Below are 16,029 nucleotides of genomic sequence, written 5' to 3'. Positions count from 1 at the left end.
GCGATTGCGAGCGTGCGACCGGATCGCCGGTCGCGCCTTACGCCGCCGGCGGCGGGGCCTCGTCGTCGTTGCTCGCCCGGTGCGGCTCGAGGATGTCGAGATGGATCCCGCCGCAATCGGTGCAGCGCATGGTCCAGTACTCGCACCCGGCGCGGCCGCCGATCACGCGAAGCACCGCGAGATCGCCATCGCATTCGGGACATTTCGACAGCACATTGCGGGCATAGATTCTCGGCCGCGGCGTGTCTTCGAATTCGATGACTGACATGACCGGTTCCCCCTTTATGCTGCGCTGTCCCTTGGTTCGCTTGGAGTCCCGCGCTTATTCGTCGTCGTGGTCGTCGGCCCGCCGGCGGAAGCGGTCGATGTGGTGCTTGGCATCGGCGATCGCCGCGTTCTGATCCGGCCAGGCGAAACCGACTTCCATGGCCGGAAACAGCACGCCGTCGATGGCGAGGGGGCTGAGATCGGCGCGGCGGATGCGGGCATGCCAGAGGCCTTTGCCGGCCTCGAAGGATTCGATGTCAAAGCCGTCGTAGATGGTCGTCATTGTAGTCCCCAAATGTTCCGTAAGTGTCTTGTTGAAGGGTCAGGGGACCACGTTTGGCGGGTTCAGTATGTGAAGCCATTCACAAGCGGCCGGCTTTTTTGCCCAGGGCCTCGTGGAACGGGCGTCAGTTCCGCGGCGCGGCGCGGCCGATCCGCCTGGCGGGGCGTGCGGCGGGCTCCGAGGCCGCCCGCATGATCCAGCGCCGGAACGCGGCGAAGTCGCGCTGCTCGGTCTGAAAACTGCGATACAGCAGGTACCAGCGCATGCCCTTGGGAACCGAGAGATCGAACGGCGCGACCAGCCGGCCGGCGGCGAGATCGTCGTCGATATAGGGCCGGATGCCCATGGCGATGCCGAGGCCGTCGGCGGCGGCCTGGAGCGCCTGGCCGTAGAACTGGAATTCCGGTCCGCGCGCGTTGATGCGGGTGAGGTTCGCCGCCTTGAGCCAGATCGGCCAATCCTCCGGCGAATGCGTGACGCGGATCAGGCCTGGCCCTTTGAGGTCGGCGGGCCGCTTCAGGCCGGTGGCGAGGCGAGGCACGCAGACCGGCGTGAGGTCGCCGGCGAATAGCGGCTCGGCGACCAGGCCGGGCCAGTCGCCGGTGCCGAGCTTGATGCCGCAGCTCCAGTCCTCGCCGAATGGGACCTCGGCACCACCGGTGGTGAAGCGCACCTCGATGTCGGGCTCCTCGCTGCGAAACTCCGACAGGCGCGGGATCAGCCAGCGCATCGCAAAGGTGTGGCCGACGCCGATGGTGAGCACGCGGACGCTGGAGGGCGCCGTCACCTGCGCGGTGAGGCTTGCCAGCGCGTCGAAGATCGGCGTCAGCCCGCCTTGATAGGCGCGGCCTGCCTGCGTCAGCACGAGCTTGTTGGCCTTGCGCTCGAACAGCGCGACGCCAAGACGTTCCTCCAGCAGATGCACCATGCGGCTGACGGCCGCCGCCGACACGCTGAGCTCGAGCCCGGCCGCCGCAAAACTGCCGGTCCGCGCCGCCGCCTCGAATGCCTTGATGCCGTTGAGAAACAGCAGCCGCCGCAAATGACCCACCCTCAGGAAAGCTGATGCAAGGCCAAGATAACTCAGTTTGCGCAGCCGGGGCAAGCGAGGCACAAGAATGAGAGTAATTCCAAGTTGTGTTTCGGGGCCGCCGCCGCGTTCTTCGCCTCTCCCCGCACGCGGGGAGAGGCCGGAGTTTGCGAGAGCAAATTCCGGGTGAGGGGGACTCTCCGCGAGTCCCTCTGCCACCTTCCTTGCGGAGACTCCCCCTCACCCCACCCTCTCCCCGCAAGCTGGGCGAGGGAGTGATGCAGCCTTCGTCCCTTACGTGCTTGCAGGAGAATCTCTCGTGACGCCCATCATGATCGCTGCCCTTGGATTGCTGATGGTCACCACCGCGTTCCTGTCGGGGCTGTTCGGCATGGCGGGCGGGCTGATCCTGATCGGCGTGCTGCTGGCGCTGATGCCGCTGCCGACCGCGATGGTGCTGCATGCGATCACGCAGATGGCCTCGAACGGCTGGCGCGCGTTCCTGTGGCGCGCGCATATCCGCTGGCGGCCGGTCGCGAACTACATGGTCGGCGCTGCCGTCGCGCTCGCGGCCTGGTCGCTCACCCGCTATGTGCCGGACAAGCCGATGGCGCTGCTGCTGCTCGGCATCACCCCGTTCATGGCGCGGCTGCTGCCGTCGAACATCAAGCCGGATCCCGACCGTCTCTGGCAGGGCACCGTCTATGGCACGATCTGCATGGGCTTGATGCTGATGACCGGCGTGTCCGGCCCGTTGCTCGACACCTTCTTCCTCGGCGGCGATTTCGGCCGGCGCGAGAAGGTGGCGACGAAGGCGATGTGCCAGCTCGTCAGCCATTTCACCAAGCTCGTCTATTTCGGCCGCATCATCGACCAGGCCGCGAGCCTCGATCCCGTGCTCGCCGGCGTCGCGATCGCAGCCTCTATGCTCGGCACCACGCTGGCGCGGCGCATCCTCGAAGCCATGACCGACCAGCAATTCGTGGCCTGGTCGAACAAGCTGATCACCACCATCGCTTGCTACTACATCGCCTATGGCGGCTGGCTCCTGCTTCGTACCCCGGTGCTGGCGGCTTTCGACAAGGGAGGTTTGCAATGAGCGAGATGGCCGACCCGCTGGTGCTGGACTTCGTCGAATGGATCGCGCGCGAGCCGCGCGCCTATGCCGAGGTGATCGCGACCTGGAAGACCTCATGCCCGCGTCTCACGATCTGGGAAGACGCCGCCGAGCGCGGCTACGTCACCCGCGAAACGATTGCAGGCGTGGGGCTGATCATCGCGGTGACGACGGACGGCGAGAAGTTGCTGCGCACGAACGGGCGGTGACACACACCTCCGCCGCCACATCGTCATTGCGAGCGCAAGCGAAGCAATCCAGAATGGGAGACCCTCACCCTGAGGAGCGCGCATCTTGCGCGCGTCTCGAAGGGCGAGGCCGAGATCGGGCCTTCATCCTTCGAGACGCGCGTTCCGCGCTCCTCAGGATGAGGCTCTGGCAGGGAAGGCCTTTCATGTCGCTCAAGCTCTTCGAACTCGTCGGTACCGATGCCGCGCGCCCGTTCAGCCCATATTGCTGGCGCACGCGGATGGCGCTGGCGCACAAGGGGCTGTCGGCGGAATCGCTGCCCTGGCGCTTCACCGAGAAGGGCGCGATTTCGCCGCACGGCTCGGAGAAGGTCCCGGTGCTCCTGCATCATGACAAGCCCGTGATCGATTCCTGGGCGATCGCGAACTATCTCGAAGACAATTTTCCAGACCAGCCGTCGCTGTTCGGCGGCGAGGGCGGCCGCGCCATGGCGCGCATGCTCAATGCCTGGGGCGACATCGCCATCGTCGGCGGCCTCTCTCTGCTGATCGTCGCCGACATCCCGAAAAACCTCGGCCAGGTCGACGCCGCCTATTTCCGCCAGTCGCGTGAGGCGCGGTTCGGCAAGCCCCTGGAAGAGGTCCAGGCGAGCCGCGAGACCGGCGTCGTCGCGTTCCGCAAGTCGCTCGAAGTAATGCGGCAGACGTTCAAGACGCAGGCCTATCTCGGCGGCAGCGCGCCGAACTATGCCGACTATATCGTGTTCGGCGGTTTTCAATGGGCGCGTGTGGTGAGCCCGTTCAGGCTGCTGGAAGTGGATGATCCCGTCTATGCGTGGCGCGAAAAACTGCTCGACGCGTTCGACGGCATGGCGCGGAAGTCGCCGGGGCACGCGGTGTAAGGCAGGCTCTCTCGACACCGTCGTCCCTGCGAACGCAGGGACCCATACCGCGTGATCTGAATGTTGCGGATGGTCGCATACCGAACGACGAGTCTTCGCCAAACGCCTTCCTGTGGTTATGGGTCCCTGCGTCCGCAGGGACGACACCGAGGTTGTGGCGATCCTCTCACGCTTAACGAGCCGCGCTCACCGCCTCCGCCGCCGCCTTCCTCAGACACTCCCGGCACAAACAATCCTCGCCCTTGACCGGCATCGGCAGGCGCGCCGTTTCCTCCGCGCACCAGCAGGTGCCCGAGAGATCGCAGCCGAATTCGGTGCCGCAACGGGAGCAGGCGAGGCGGCGCGGTTCCGGCAAGGGAAATTCGGAGGGAAATTCTTTCGGATTTGTCATGATTTGCCCAAAGGCTTCGCCGTCATTTTCATGCCGGGTTCATCTCCCGCTACGGTATATTAGGCGCTGCGCTCAGACTCGGAAAGCGGTTGGCAACGCGCGAAGGACACATCGATGGCCCGCGATTCGCAAGCTGCCCTCGTCGCGCTCAACCGTTTCGGTTTCGGAGCGCGCGGCGGGGCGTCCGGCGATCTCATCAACGCGGCCTCCGATCCGCGCGGCTTCGTGAAGGCGGAACTCGCGCGCCCCAACGGCGTGCTGCTGGAGGCGCCGGGCCTGCAATCGACACCGCAGCTGGGCCAGGCCGTGTTCGCCTATCAGGACCAGGTCAAGCAGGCGCGCGAGGCCGCAAAGGCTGCTGCGCCCGCTGAAGGGGCGCAGCAGGCACCGGCCGATCCGAAGCCGGGGCTGCGCCGCAATCTCTCGCTCAATGCGGCCGCGACCGAGATCGCCGGCCAGATGGCGGAGGCCGAGCCCGCCGACAATGCGGCGAAACCGGACGCCATGCAGCCCAACGCTGCCGCGCCCCCTGCCGCCAAGCCCGCGCCGCAGCCGCTCAACGTGATCCAGAAAACCTTTCGTGCCGAGGCGCTGGCGCGGTTGCAGCGCGCGACGCTGGTCGAGTGCGGCTTCACCGAGCGGCTGGTGGTGTTCTGGTCCAACCATTTCTGCATCTCCGCGAGCAAGGGCGAGCTGGCGCGGATCTGGGCCGGCGCGTTCGAGCGCGAGGCGATCCGGCCGCATGTGCTCGGGCGCTTCGCCGACATGCTGAGGGCGGTCGAGCAGCATCCGGCGATGCTGTTCTTCCTCGACAACCAGCAATCGCTCGGGCCGGACTCGCGCGCCGGGCAAAACCGCAAGCGCGGGCTGAACGAAAATCTCGCGCGCGAGATCATGGAGCTGCATACGCTCGGCGTCGGCGGCGGCTACACACAGGACGACGTCACCTCGCTCGCGCGCATCATCACCGGCTGGACCTTTGCCGGAAGGCAGGGGCAGCTCGGCACGCCCGGCTCCTTCGCGTTCAACGCCAACGCGCATCAGCCCGGGCCGCAGATGTTGCTCGGCAAGACCTACGAGCCGACCGGACTCGCGCAAGGCGAGGCCGCGCTCGCCGACATCGCGCGCCACCCTTCGACCGCCAAATTCATCGCCACCAAATTCGTCCGCCATTTCGTTGCCGACGATCCGCCGCCGGCCCTCGTGGCGCGATTGCGCGACGTCTTCGTCAAGACCGACGGTGATCTCAAGGCGATGGCGACGGCGCTCGTCGATTCCGACGAAGCGTGGAAGGCGCCGCTGACCAAGATGCGCTCGCCCTACGACTTCGTGGTCGCGAGTGGCCGGCTGCTCGCGCGCGTGCCGGAGGATCCCGGCGGCTATCTCAACAATCTCAATCTGCTCGGCCAGCCACTGTGGTCGCCGGCCGGTCCCAATGGCTTCCCGGATACCAGCGCGGCCTGGGCCGCACCCGAAGGCATCAAGCTCCGGCTCGACATCGCGGCACAAATGGGCGCGCGGCTTGGGCCCAATATCGATCCGCTCGACTTGCTCGAATTCGCCGCCGCTGATGCGGCGTCCATCGAGACGCGCAAAACCATCGAACGGGCGGAATCGCGCCAACAGGCATTGGCGCTGCTGCTGATGTCGCCGGAAATGCAGAGGAGATGATGATGATCGACTGCGTCGAGAACCGGCTCCTCACCTCGCGCCGCGGCCTCCTGCTCGGCGGCGCATCCTTCGCGGCATGGGCTTATTTGCCGAAATTCGCGCGCGCGGCCGGCGGGCGCGATCCGCGCTTGATCGTGGTGATCCTGCGCGGCGCGCTCGACGGGCTCTCGACCGTCGCGCCGCTCGGTGACCCCGATTATGCCGGCCTGCACGGCTCGATCGCGCTTGCCGCCGACGGCGCGCATCCCGCCATCATGCTCGATCCTTTCTTCGCGCTGCATCCGGCGATGCCGGAATTCGCGCGCATGTATCGCGACATGCATGCCGCGGTGATCCATGCTGTTGCGACGCCCTATCGCGACCGCTCGCATTTCGATGGCCAGGACGTGCTCGAAAGCGGCTATACCGGCCCCGGCCGCGTGCAATCCGGCTGGCTCAATCGCGCGCTCGAAGCGCTGCCGCGCGGCGAGCGTGTGTCGAGCGGGCTCGCGGTCGGGCCGACCACGCCACTGGTGCTGCGCGGCAATGCGCCGACCGTCGGCTGGGCGCCGGTGGCGCTGCCGCAAGCCGACGACGACACCGCGATGCGGCTGGTCGATCTCTATCGCCACCGCGATCCCGCGCTGGCTTCCGCGCTGTCGCAGGGCCTCCAGCTAGAGAAGGCCGCGAGTGGCGACGACATGAAGCCGAAGCCCGGCAATCAGGTCGCGCAGATGCGCCAGGTCGCGCGCGGCGCCGCAAAACTGATGGCGGCCGACGACGGCCCTCGCATTGCCGCGCTCGCCTTCGACGGCTGGGACACGCATGCCAATGAAGGCGGTCCGGTCGGGCGTCTGGCCTTCCTGCTCGGCGGCCTCGATGGCGCGCTTGCCGAGTTCGAAAGCGGCCTCGGCGAGCGCTGGCGCGACACCGCAATCGTCGTCGCCACCGAGTTCGGCCGCACCGCGCGCATCAACGGCACCGACGGCACCGATCACGGCACCGGAACGATCGCGCTGCTCGCCGGCGGCGCAGTGAAAGGCGGCCGCGTCATCTCCGACTGGCCCGGCCTCAAGCTCGCCAACCTCTACGAAGGCCGCGACCTCAAGCCGACCACGGATTTGCGCTCGGTAATCAAGGGCGTGCTGCAGGGACAGTTCGGCCTGTCCGATCGCGTGCTGGCGGAGACGGTGTTCCCGGACAGCGCCGCTGCGCGGCCGATGAAGGGACTGGTGGTGTAATAACAGCCACCGTCATTCCGGGCCCGCGCCTTGCGGTGTGTCCCGGAATGACGACATGATGAACCGAGCATCAGGAGATCACCCCCATGTACATCGCCATGAACCGCTTCCGCGTCACCAAGGGCTCTGAAACCGCTTTCGAACAGGTCTGGCTCTCGCGCGACACGTTTCTCGACGGGGTGCCGGGCTTCGTCGAATTCCATTTGCTGCGCGGCCCCGAGCTCGAGGACCACACGCTTTATGCCTCACACACGATCTGGGCGAACCACGCCGCGTTCGAGGCCTGGACCAAGTCGGAGGCGTTTCGCGCGGCGCATCAGCGCGCTGGCGATAACAAGCCACTCTATCTCGGCCATCCCCAGTTCGAAGGCTTTGAGGTGATGCAGACGGTGGGACGCGGCGCGAAGTAACGCGCCGCGCTTTAAACATCAGCCCTGCGTGATCTTGTCGATCTCCGCCATCTCATCGGCGCTGAGCTTCCACGCGATCGCCTTGACGTTCTGCTCGATCTGCTCGACGCGGGTGGCGCCCGCGATGACGCTCGAGACCTGCGGGCGGCCGGCGAGCCACGAGAAGGCGAGCTCGAGCATCGAGTGTCCGCGCGCTTGCGCAAAGGCCTGCAGCTTCTCGACGATCGCCTCGTTGCGCGGGGTGACGTAGCGGTCGCGCAGTCGCGGAGTTTGGCCAAAGCGGGTGTCGCCGGGTGCGGACTCACCCTTTTTGTATTTGCCAGTCAGAAGTCCGCTTGCGAGCGGGAAGAACGGCAACAGGCCGAGCTTGTATTCCGTTGCTGCCGGCAGCAGGTCCTTCTCGATGTCGCGCACGACCAGGGAATATTCGTCCTGGCAGGAGACGAAGCGGCTGACATTCATCGCGCGCGCGACGTACTCGGCCTCGGCGATCCGCCACGCGGGAAAGTTCGAATTGCCGATGTAGCGGACCTTGCCCTGGCGGACGAGATCGTCGAGCGCGCGGAGACTCTCCTCGATCGGCGTCAGCGGGTCATAATCGTGCTGCTGGTAGAGATCGATGTAATCGGTCTTCAGCCGCTTCAGGCTCGCGTCCACGGCCGCCATGATGTAGCGGCGCGAAGCGCCCTGCTTGGTTCCGTCCTCCGCCATCGGCTTCGAGTATTTCGTCGCCAGCACGATGTCCTTGCGGCGATCGCCCAACACGGCGCCGAGCACGTTTTCCGAGCCGCCCATGGCCGAATAGATGTCGGCGGTGTCGAACAGCGTGATGCCGAGATCGAGCGCGCGATGGATCACCTTGCGCGAGGCCTCCAGGTCGATGCGCTGGCCAAAATTGTTGCAGCCGAGCCCGACCGCGGACACGCGCAGGCCGGAGGCGCCGAGATTACGAATTTCCATGGGAGGTCCTGTCAGGAGAAAGCGGGCCATTGTGGCTGCGCTGCCCGCTAGCGGCAAGGCGTCGCCTTGCGTTGCTGCCATGCTGCCGGGAACTGAAGCCAAAAAAAATGCGGCCCCTGTCAGACGCGGCGACTGACGGGGACCGCTTTGGGGCGCTTGATCGGTGACGGGGGGCCTGATCAGACGCAGGTGCAACGTAGTCCCGCTATGTTACGCGCGGGTGACAGGCAGAGTTATCCACAGGGACTGCGCGACTGCCGCGATCAGAAGATCTTGCGATAGACGATGAAGCCGGAGCGCTCGGCGACCTTGTCGTACAGGCTCTGCGCCGTGACGTTGGTCTCGTGCGTCTGCCAGTAGACCCGCGGGGACCCCGCGAGCTTTGCGCGCTCGTAGACGTCGTAGATCAGCGCCGAGGCGACGCCCTTGCCGCGCGAGGCCTCCAGCGTGAACAGGTCCTGCAGATAGCAGGACGGTTCGATCGCCGTGGTGCTGCGGTGAAACAGATAGTTCGTCATGCCGAGCAGCTTGCCGTCGCTCTCGGCGACCAGCCCATGCACCGGTTCATAGCCATCGAAGAAGCGCTGCCACGTCATCCGCGTGATTTCGGGGGCCAGCGCGGTCGGGCCGGAGCGGCCGTAGAAAGCGTTATAGCCATCCCACAACGGCAGCCATTGATCGTAGTCCTGTTTCGTGACGGAGCGAATGGTGAGCGACATGTGGGTTTCCGCGATCTCGGAGGACGCAAGGCGATGAAGCGTCCTTCATACGTGATGATCGCACTGCCGATCAATCGCGCCGTCGCATCACTCCGCGACGCGCAAGTACCGCATCAGCCTGCGGCCCGCGGGATCGCGCAGCGAGCGGTAGTACTCGGCGCGCGCGGGCGGGTCGGTGTGGCGCACGAGGTCGGTCACGGGCGTGTAGCCCAGCATGCGCCCGCCATCGGGCAGGACGGCGCAGACGAAGCGCAGCACCTCGCCATTGCGCAAGGCGATGTTGATCGGCGTGGCATCGCCGATCCGCACCATTTGCATCCGCTGCGCGATGAAGGTGCCGAGCTCATCCTCGGGCAGCTCGAACGCGCCGGTGTCGCGACCGTGATACATCAGCGCAATGAAGGGCGGCTTGCCGTCGGCCACTTCGTCCGGCAGCGCAAAATAGTCGCGAAATGCGCGGTTGATGAATTCGGCACGCGTTTCGGCGTCGAGCAGCACGATGCCGATATCGACCTGGTCGAGCGCGGCCGACAGCCGCGCGGCGGTGGCGTGGCTCTGGCGCTCGGCGGCGAATGTGCCGAGCAGCCGCTCGCGCATCAGGCCGGTGATTGCGGCCGTGCCGGCAGTCGTCACGGCGAGGAGGCCGAGCCGGACCAGATCCGCCGCCGCATAGCCCGGCAGGGCCCGATGGGCCAGAAAGAACAACGCCGCGCCGATCACCGCGACGGCGGCGCTGGTCATGGCGGAAGCGAGACCCGACAGTGAGCCGGCGAGCGCCACGATGCAGACGAACAGGGGCGCAGGCGAGGGAACATGGATATAGCGATCGAGCAGGATCGCCAGCAGCGCAATTGCCGCTGTCAGCGCCGGACCGGAGATCGCACGCCATCCGAACCGCATGGGCCAGTCTCGCTCCTCCCGAACGAGGTAAGGCCGCAACACTGGCCGATCGTTGCGCCCATGCGATGCGATTTCATGCGGTGCGCTTAAGGAGCACTTGCCGGCAAGGGCAAAGCTTTCGGATGATTTTAGGCCAAATGCGCGTGCCTGAGGCGCTGCTGCTGCGCCGGCGCATTCAGCGTCGACGTCCCCGAGCTCTTGCGCACGCCGGTGAAAATCAACAGCGATGCCGCGACCAGGATGGCCGCAGTCAGGGTGATTGCAACGACTACCACAGGCGATTTCATCGGTGTCCTGTCGCGATGCCGGTCGGCGCGGGCCGCGTGGCACCTTGAAGGCGGGTCCGGGATGAAACGGGGATCAGACCGGCAGACCCATCGCCATGGTCGCCTTGGTCGACAGCACAGTCAGGGTGACGATCAGGCACAGCGAGAGCGCGGCGACGGCGAGCGAGGCCACGACCGCGTTGGTCAGCCGGGAAGACGAAACGGTAGCGGTTTGGCCCCGAAAGCCTGCCGTGCCGGACGCCCGAATCATGGTCTAAATCCTTCAACGTGCGAGCGAATCACCCGCGACTCGAACAATTTCCCCGTTTCAACCGGCAATATTGGGGCGGCCATAGCGTCGAAAATGGCGAGAATGCGGCATAGGCTGTCCTTATGCCCGCTATTCCCGGAGCCAGCGCGCCGTCAGGCGCCCGCCGCGATACTGGCGGGGTCGTCGACGTCGGCGGGCCGCCAGTCCATCGCCACGAAGCCGGGTGCAGCTTCCACGCGCTTCAGCCAGTCCCGGATCGCCGGGAAGGTCGAGAGGTCGTAGTCGCAGCGCTCGGCGAGGTGGGTGTAGCCGTAGAGCGCGATGTCGGCGACCGTGAGCTGGCGGGCGGCGAAATAGGCGTTGGTCTTGAGGTGGTTCTCCATCACCTGGAGCGCGCCATAGCCGCGCTCCATCCAGTCTTCCAGGGAGTGGGTCTGGAGATCGCGGCCGCCCTTGACCAGCGACAGCCAGAAATAGGCGGCGCCGATGTTCGGCTCGAGCGCGTGCTGCTCGAAGAACATCCATTGCAGCGCCTCGGCGCGGTCAATGCGGTTCTCGGGCGCAAGCGGCGTGCCGACCGCGACGTACCAGAGGATGGCGTTGGACTCGGCGAGATAGCGGTCGTCGCCGACCTCGAGCAGCGGCACCTGTCCCGACGGGTTCTTGGTCAGAAAGTCGGGCGTGCGACTCTCGCCGCGCAGAATGTCCACCTCGACTGCTTCGTAAGGCACGCTCAACAGGGCCAGCGCAAGGCGGACCTTGTAGCTGTTGCCGGAGCGTTGCATCGAATAGAGCTTGTACATTCTGGAGTTCGTTCCGAGGACGGGAAGGCGCGGTGTTCGTTGCCCCGCACCGCGGCTAAACAATGATGCCGTTGCGAATCCGCCGCAAGACCCGCGCCATAGAAAAACTCGAAAACCCTACCGCACCGCAATGCCGCGAAAGATCATTTTCGTGCGACGCTGCAAATCAGATCACGCTTGCGTTAGCGCGCGGCCGCACGTTCGTGCGGGACGGTTGAACGATCGTGATCGCCTCGGCCGCTGACGGCCAAAGTCTTTCAAAGCAAATCGCTCAAAGGTTGTCTCAAGCGTCCTGTCGAGCGTCAGACTGCCGTCAGCTTCATGGCGGCGCGCAACGCGCAAAATTGCTCCGAGGACAGGCCTTGCCGGATATGAGGGATTCCGGCGGCAAAGTTACGGAAAATTGCGGGAAATCGCGCCTTGAAACGCTCCAGATCCGTAAACTTTTTCGAGATCGGACCGAAGTTTCTTGCAGCGCAGCGGCACACGTTTTAGGGTGGCTCATTCCCACAATCGGAGTCGTGAGGCCAAAGGGTTCACGACGCTTGTCAGGAGATGACGATGTCCTTCCTTGCCGCTGCGCTCGACCGTGTGAAGCCGTCCGCGACCATCGCGGTCACGGATAAAGCACGTGCGCTGAAAGCGGCGGGCCGCAACGTCATCGGCCTCGGCGCCGGCGAGCCCGACTTCGACACGCCCGCCAACATCAAGCTGGCTGCGATCCATGCCATCGAAGCCGGCAAGACCAAGTACACCGCCGTCGACGGCATTCCCGAGCTGAAGGAAGCCATCATCGGCAAGTTTCAGCGCGAGAACGGCGTGGCCTACAAGCCGAACCAGATCATCGTCGGCACCGGCGGCAAGCAGGTGCTGTACAACGCGCTGATGGCGACCATCAATCCGGGCGACGAGGTGATCATCCCCGCGCCGTACTGGGTCAGCTATCCCGAGATGGTGGCGCTCGCCGGCGGCGAGCCGGTGCCGGTGGTCTGCACCGCCGCGACCGGCTTCAAGCTGCAGGCCGAGGCGCTCGAGCGCGCGATCACGCCGAAGACCAAATGGGTGATCCTGTGCTCGCCGTCGAACCCGACCGGCGCGGCCTACACCAGGACCGAGCTGAAGGCGCTCACCGACGTGCTGGTCAGGCATCCGCATGTGTGGGTGATGACCGACGACATGTACGAGCACCTCGTCTATGACGACTTCCAGTTCACCACGGTCGCGCAGGTCGAGCCGAAACTCTACGACCGCACGCTCACCGTGAACGGCGTGTCGAAGGCCTATTGCATGACCGGCTGGCGCATCGGTTACGCCGGCGGTCCGGCGCAGCTGATCAAGGCGATGTCGACGATCCAGTCGCAGTCGACCTCGAACCCGTCGTCGATCGCACAATGGGCCGCGGTGGAAGCGCTGAACGGTCCGCAGGACTTCATCCCCGCCAACAACAAGGTGTTCAAGGAGCGCCGCGACCTCGTGGTCTCCATGCTCAACCAGGCCAAGGGCATCGAGTGCCCGCGTCCCGAAGGCGCGTTCTACGTCTATCCCTCCTGCGCCGGCACCATCGGCAAGACCGCACCGTCGGGCAAGGTGATCGACAATGACGAGACCTTCGTGACCGAGTTGCTGGAGACCGAAGGCGTCGCCGTGGTGCAGGGTTCGGCCTTCGGCCTCGGCCCGGCGTTCCGCATCTCCTACGCGACCAAGACCTCGGATCTCGAAGACGCCTGCAAGCGCATCCAGCGCTTCTGCGGTAATCTCCGCTGAGCCTGTCGCGAATACCTATCGAAAAGGCCCGCCTCCGGCGGGCCTTTTTATTGTTTGCACGCTTATCGTCACGCGTGATCTGGCACCACCACGGCTGTTGTGGCATAGACCATCGCGCAACACGGGTGGGGCGCTCTCTCTGCTCGCATCACATTCATCGCCGGAGATATTCATGCGCCGTTCGTTCATCCTCGCCGGGCTCGCCGCGGCCAGCCTCGTTGCCTCCGTCGCAAACAGCAGCGCGCAGCAGCAGCGGATGGTCCGGGTCGGCGTGCTCGAATGCCGCGGCGGCGCCAGCGTCGGCTTCATCGTGGGATCGGTGACCCATCTCGGCTGCGTCCTGCGTGCCGACGGTTTGCCGGAGGATCGCTACGTCGCGACCATCCGTAAAGTGGGCCTCGACATCGGCATCACCCAGGAGACCACGCTTGCATGGGGCGTGTTCGCGCCGGTCGATCGGCTCGGCCCCGGTGATCTCTCGGGCAACTATGCCGGCGCGCAGGGCAGCGCCTCAGTCGGCGTCGGTATCGGTGGCAACGCGCTGGTCGGTGGCTCCAACAATTCGATCGCGCTCCAGCCGCTCAGCGTACAGGGCCAGGTCGGCCTCAACGTCGCCGCCGGCCTCGAGAGTCTGGAACTCCGTCCGGGTCGTTGACAATTTCGCGTGTGCAGATCGCGTCGGTCCGACGCGATCTCGGCAACGACGCACCGCAGCGATTTTTGATGCTTGCCAAATCTCGGGGACGGGCAGAGCATCGGCGTTTGCCGACCCAATCATGGGCCGAGCTCCACACCAAGGAGGCGGCGAATGGGACAAGACGTCAGAAGTCCCCGAGGTCCACGGTGCATCGCACTGGTGGGCCCATTCCAAAGCGGTAAAACCACACTTCTCGAAGCAATACTGGCGCGAACGGGCGCAATCCCCCGCGCCGGCAGCGTCGACGCCGGAACATCCGTCGGCGACGCCTTCCCGGAGGCCCGTCATCACAAGATGACCGTCGGCCTGACTGCCGCCACCACGAGTTTCATGGGCGACAGCTACACCTTCCTCGATTGTCCCGGTTCCGTTGAGTTCGCCCACGACATGCGCGCAGCGCTTCCCGCTGTCGACGCCGCGGTCGTGGTCTGCGAGGCCGACGAGAAGAAGCTGCCGCAGCTTCAGATCATCCTGCGCGAGCTTGAGGAGCTGAAGATCCCGCGTTTCCTGTTCCTCAACAAGATCGACCGCGCCAACAAGCGCATCCGCGAGACGCTGGCGACACTCCAGCCCGCCTCGCGCGTACCGCTGGTGCTGCGCCAGATCCCGATCTGGAAGGGTGAGCTGATCGAGGGCTTCGTCGATCTCGCGCTGGAACGTGCGTTCGTCTACCGCGAGCACAAGGCCTCCGAGGTGGTCGCGCTCGAAGGCGGAGATCTCGATCGTGAGAAGGAGGCCCGCTTCTCGATGCTGGAGAAGCTCGCCGATCACGACGACGCGCTGATGGAGCAACTGCTCGAGGACATCCAGCCCCCGCGCGATGCGGTGTTCGACGATCTCGCCCGCGAATTGCGCGAGGGGCAGATCTGCCCCGTGCTGCTGGGTGCCGCCGCGCGCGAAAACGGCGTGCTGCGCCTGATGAAGGCCCTGCGCCACGAGGCGCCCGGCATCGAGGAGACTGCAAAGCGTCTCGGTGTGCCGGCCAGCAAGGAGGCGCTCGGCTACGTCTTCAAGACGCTGCATTCGCAGCACGGCGGAAAGCTGTCGCTGACGCGATTGCTCGCCGGCCATCTCGACGACGGAGCCACGCTGCAATCCGCCTCCGGCGGGAGCGGTCGCATCTCCGGCATCCTCGCCGTCAACGGCGCCTACGATACCAAGCGTGCCGCGGCCGAAGCCGGCGACACGGTTGCGCTCGCCAAGGTCGACCCGATCAAGACCGGCGACACGGTCTCGAGCGGCAAGTCCCCGCCGGCTGCGCTGTTCGCCCCGGAGCCGACGCCGCCGGTGCTCGCGATCTCGGTCGCCGCTACCGATCGCAAGGACGACGTCAAGCTCGGCCAGGCCCTTGCCCGGCTGCATGAGGAGGATCCTTCGCTCGGCGTCGTGATGAACGCCCAGACCCACGACACCGTGCTGTGGGGCCAGGGCGAAATGCATCTGCGCGTGGCGAGCGAGCGGCTGCGCGACCGCTTCGGCGTCAAGATCACCTCGCATCCACCCGCGATCGGCTACCAGGAGACCATCCGCAAGCCGATCGTTCAGCGCGGCCGCCACAAGAAGCAGTCCGGCGGTCACGGTCAGTTCGGCGATGTCGTGCTCGACATCAAGCCGCTGCCGCGCGGCGAGGGCTTCAAGTTCACCGAGAAGGTGGTCGGCGGCGCGGTGCCGCGCAACTATATCGGCGCGGTGGAAGAGGGTGTTGTCGACGGGCTCACACGCGGCCCACTCGGTTTCCCCGTCACCGATCTGCAGGTGACGCTGACCGACGGCTCCTATCACAGCGTCGACTCCTCCGACCTCGCCTTCCGGACGGCGGCGCGGGTCGGACTCAACGAAGGCCTGCCGCAATGCCAGTCGGTGCTGCTGGAGCCGATCCACGTGGTCGAGATCGTCTGCCCGACCGACGCCACCGCCAAGATCAACGCGATCCTGTCGGCGCGGCGCGGCCAGATCCTCGGCTTCGACACCCGTGACGGCTGGAGCGGATGGGACTGCGTCCGCGCCATGATGCCAGAAGCGGAGATCGGCGAGCTGATCGTCGAGCTGCGTTCGGCCACGGCTGGAGCCGGCAGCTTCACCCGTCAGTTCGACCACATGGCCGAGGTGACCGGCCGCGCCGCCGACCAGATCATCGCCGCGCATCAGCACGCGGCGTGATGTAAGGGAA

19 protein-coding genes are annotated in these 16,029 nt (G+C 65.8%); 9 read left to right on the top strand and 10 right to left on the bottom strand.

What is annotated here, in order from left to right; genetic code table 11:
• Nucleotides 1-37: 37 nt before the first annotated feature.
• From AB7290_RS37015 to AB7290_RS37005, 3 genes are all read right to left on the bottom strand, one after another.
• Nucleotides 38-268, bottom strand: a complete 231-nt coding sequence (locus tag AB7290_RS37015; RefSeq protein ID WP_063985544.1) for a hypothetical protein — start codon at nt 266-268, stop codon at nt 38-40.
• Nucleotides 269-322: 54 nt separating this feature from the next.
• Nucleotides 323-550, bottom strand: a complete 228-nt coding sequence (locus tag AB7290_RS37010) for a hypothetical protein (RefSeq protein ID WP_071909573.1) — start codon at nt 548-550, stop codon at nt 323-325.
• Nucleotides 551-674: 124 nt separating this feature from the next.
• Entirely contained in the window at nt 675-1,592 is a 918-nt protein-coding gene (locus AB7290_RS37005) for a LysR substrate-binding domain-containing protein (RefSeq protein WP_063985542.1), read from the bottom strand.
• A gap of 307 nt (nt 1,593-1,899) precedes the next feature.
• Between AB7290_RS37005 and AB7290_RS37000 the strand changes: the two genes are divergently transcribed.
• The 3 genes from AB7290_RS37000 to AB7290_RS36990 all read left to right on the top strand — a co-directional run bounded on the left by AB7290_RS37000 (nt 1,900) and on the right by AB7290_RS36990 (nt 3,787).
• Complete coding sequence (locus tag AB7290_RS37000) at nt 1,900-2,679, top strand: sulfite exporter TauE/SafE family protein (protein WP_085399299.1); 780 nt, start codon at nt 1,900-1,902, stop codon at nt 2,677-2,679.
• Entirely contained in the window at nt 2,676-2,906 is a 231-nt protein-coding gene (locus AB7290_RS36995) for a hypothetical protein (protein ID WP_085399300.1), read from the top strand. The genes AB7290_RS37000 and AB7290_RS36995 overlap by 4 nt, the downstream gene beginning before the upstream one ends.
• A gap of 185 nt (nt 2,907-3,091) precedes the next feature.
• Nucleotides 3,092-3,787 carry a glutathione S-transferase family protein gene (locus AB7290_RS36990; RefSeq protein WP_063985539.1) on the top strand — a complete coding sequence of 232 codons (696 nt, stop codon included), beginning with the start codon at nt 3,092-3,094 and terminating at the stop codon, nt 3,785-3,787.
• A 172-nt stretch (nt 3,788-3,959) separates the two neighbouring features.
• On the opposite strand, the gene AB7290_RS36985 is transcribed toward AB7290_RS36990, so the two are convergent.
• Nucleotides 3,960-4,178, bottom strand: coding sequence for a cysteine-rich CWC family protein (locus AB7290_RS36985; protein ID WP_085399301.1), 219 nt, complete (start codon nt 4,176-4,178; stop codon nt 3,960-3,962).
• Between the two features lie 114 nt (nt 4,179-4,292).
• On the opposite strand from AB7290_RS36985, the gene AB7290_RS36980 reads away from it, so the two are divergent.
• From AB7290_RS36980 to AB7290_RS36970, 3 genes are all read left to right on the top strand, one after another.
• Entirely contained in the window at nt 4,293-5,849 is a 1,557-nt protein-coding gene (locus tag AB7290_RS36980) for a DUF1800 domain-containing protein (protein ID WP_441254246.1), read from the top strand.
• A 2-nt stretch (nt 5,850-5,851) separates the two neighbouring features.
• Nucleotides 5,852-7,069, top strand: a complete 1,218-nt coding sequence (locus AB7290_RS36975) for a DUF1501 domain-containing protein (protein ID WP_167768214.1) — start codon at nt 5,852-5,854, stop codon at nt 7,067-7,069.
• A gap of 86 nt (nt 7,070-7,155) precedes the next feature.
• Nucleotides 7,156-7,479, top strand: a complete 324-nt coding sequence (locus AB7290_RS36970) for an antibiotic biosynthesis monooxygenase family protein (protein WP_085399303.1) — start codon at nt 7,156-7,158, stop codon at nt 7,477-7,479.
• 18 nt (nt 7,480-7,497) lie between these two features.
• On the opposite strand, the gene AB7290_RS36965 is transcribed toward AB7290_RS36970, so the two are convergent.
• The 6 genes from AB7290_RS36965 to AB7290_RS36940 all read right to left on the bottom strand — a co-directional run bounded on the left by AB7290_RS36965 (nt 7,498) and on the right by AB7290_RS36940 (nt 11,398).
• The gene (locus AB7290_RS36965) at nt 7,498-8,439 is read right to left on the bottom strand and encodes an aldo/keto reductase (RefSeq protein WP_028151823.1); all 942 of its coding nucleotides are present in this window, start codon (nt 8,437-8,439) and stop codon (nt 7,498-7,500) included.
• A gap of 263 nt (nt 8,440-8,702) precedes the next feature.
• Nucleotides 8,703-9,158: a GNAT family N-acetyltransferase gene (locus AB7290_RS36960; RefSeq protein WP_085399304.1), complete on the bottom strand. Its 456-nt coding sequence runs from the start codon at nt 9,156-9,158 to the stop codon at nt 8,703-8,705.
• Between the two features lie 87 nt (nt 9,159-9,245).
• On the bottom strand, nt 9,246-10,058 hold the full coding sequence (locus tag AB7290_RS36955; protein ID WP_085399305.1) for a PAS-domain containing protein: 813 nt from the start codon (nt 10,056-10,058) through the stop codon (nt 9,246-9,248).
• 128 nt (nt 10,059-10,186) lie between these two features.
• Nucleotides 10,187-10,333 (bottom strand): hypothetical protein, encoded by a 147-nt coding sequence (locus tag AB7290_RS36950; RefSeq protein WP_162137015.1) that lies wholly within the window; start codon nt 10,331-10,333, stop codon nt 10,187-10,189.
• Nucleotides 10,334-10,418: 85 nt separating this feature from the next.
• Nucleotides 10,419-10,595 (bottom strand): hypothetical protein, encoded by a 177-nt coding sequence (locus AB7290_RS36945; protein ID WP_167768215.1) that lies wholly within the window; start codon nt 10,593-10,595, stop codon nt 10,419-10,421.
• A gap of 152 nt (nt 10,596-10,747) precedes the next feature.
• Nucleotides 10,748-11,398, bottom strand: a complete 651-nt coding sequence (locus AB7290_RS36940) for a glutathione S-transferase family protein (RefSeq protein ID WP_071909583.1) — start codon at nt 11,396-11,398, stop codon at nt 10,748-10,750.
• A gap of 561 nt (nt 11,399-11,959) precedes the next feature.
• Between AB7290_RS36940 and AB7290_RS36935 the strand changes: the two genes are divergently transcribed.
• The 3 genes from AB7290_RS36935 to AB7290_RS36925 all read left to right on the top strand — a co-directional run bounded on the left by AB7290_RS36935 (nt 11,960) and on the right by AB7290_RS36925 (nt 16,019).
• Complete coding sequence (locus AB7290_RS36935; RefSeq protein WP_039157959.1) at nt 11,960-13,162, top strand: pyridoxal phosphate-dependent aminotransferase; 1,203 nt, start codon at nt 11,960-11,962, stop codon at nt 13,160-13,162.
• Nucleotides 13,163-13,334: 172 nt separating this feature from the next.
• Complete coding sequence (locus AB7290_RS36930; protein ID WP_085399306.1) at nt 13,335-13,817, top strand: DUF992 domain-containing protein; 483 nt, start codon at nt 13,335-13,337, stop codon at nt 13,815-13,817.
• 153 nt (nt 13,818-13,970) lie between these two features.
• Complete coding sequence (locus AB7290_RS36925) at nt 13,971-16,019, top strand: elongation factor G (protein WP_085399307.1); 2,049 nt, start codon at nt 13,971-13,973, stop codon at nt 16,017-16,019.
• The last annotated feature ends 10 nt before the right edge of the window (nt 16,020-16,029 follow it).

The organism is Bradyrhizobium sp. 613_E4_N2_2 (assembly GCF_052075995.1).
Classification (GTDB): Bacteria; Pseudomonadota; Alphaproteobacteria; order Rhizobiales; family Xanthobacteraceae; genus Bradyrhizobium; species Bradyrhizobium barranii.
The sequence above is the reverse complement of the archived record's forward strand: the minus strand, read 5'-3'. Positions and strand labels throughout refer to the sequence as shown.

What these genes read in the sequence shown, in the direction of transcription:
- AB7290_RS37015 (WP_063985544.1), bottom strand. Translation starts at nt 268, where the DNA reads ATGTCAGTCATCGAATTCGAAGACACGCCGCGGCCGAGAATCTATGCC.
- AB7290_RS37010 (WP_071909573.1), bottom strand. Translation starts at nt 550, where the DNA reads ATGACGACCATCTACGACGGCTTTGACATCGAATCCTTCGAGGCCGGC.
- AB7290_RS36995 (WP_085399300.1), top strand. Translation starts at nt 2,676, where the DNA reads ATGAGCGAGATGGCCGACCCGCTGGTGCTGGACTTCGTCGAATGGATC.
- AB7290_RS36990 (WP_063985539.1), top strand. Translation starts at nt 3,092, where the DNA reads ATGTCGCTCAAGCTCTTCGAACTCGTCGGTACCGATGCCGCGCGCCCG.
- AB7290_RS36985 (WP_085399301.1), bottom strand. Translation starts at nt 4,178, where the DNA reads ATGACAAATCCGAAAGAATTTCCCTCCGAATTTCCCTTGCCGGAACCG.
- AB7290_RS36980 (WP_441254246.1), top strand. Translation starts at nt 4,293, where the DNA reads ATGGCCCGCGATTCGCAAGCTGCCCTCGTCGCGCTCAACCGTTTCGGT.
- AB7290_RS36975 (WP_167768214.1), top strand. Translation starts at nt 5,852, where the DNA reads ATGATCGACTGCGTCGAGAACCGGCTCCTCACCTCGCGCCGCGGCCTC.
- AB7290_RS36970 (WP_085399303.1), top strand. Translation starts at nt 7,156, where the DNA reads ATGTACATCGCCATGAACCGCTTCCGCGTCACCAAGGGCTCTGAAACC.
- AB7290_RS36965 (WP_028151823.1), bottom strand. Translation starts at nt 8,439, where the DNA reads ATGGAAATTCGTAATCTCGGCGCCTCCGGCCTGCGCGTGTCCGCGGTC.
- AB7290_RS36960 (WP_085399304.1), bottom strand. Translation starts at nt 9,158, where the DNA reads ATGTCGCTCACCATTCGCTCCGTCACGAAACAGGACTACGATCAATGG.
- AB7290_RS36955 (WP_085399305.1), bottom strand. Translation starts at nt 10,058, where the DNA reads ATGCGGTTCGGATGGCGTGCGATCTCCGGTCCGGCGCTGACAGCGGCA.
- AB7290_RS36945 (WP_167768215.1), bottom strand. Translation starts at nt 10,595, where the DNA reads ATGATTCGGGCGTCCGGCACGGCAGGCTTTCGGGGCCAAACCGCTACC.
- AB7290_RS36940 (WP_071909583.1), bottom strand. Translation starts at nt 11,398, where the DNA reads ATGTACAAGCTCTATTCGATGCAACGCTCCGGCAACAGCTACAAGGTC.
- AB7290_RS36935 (WP_039157959.1), top strand. Translation starts at nt 11,960, where the DNA reads ATGTCCTTCCTTGCCGCTGCGCTCGACCGTGTGAAGCCGTCCGCGACC.
- AB7290_RS36930 (WP_085399306.1), top strand. Translation starts at nt 13,335, where the DNA reads ATGCGCCGTTCGTTCATCCTCGCCGGGCTCGCCGCGGCCAGCCTCGTT.
- AB7290_RS36925 (WP_085399307.1), top strand. Translation starts at nt 13,971, where the DNA reads ATGGGACAAGACGTCAGAAGTCCCCGAGGTCCACGGTGCATCGCACTG.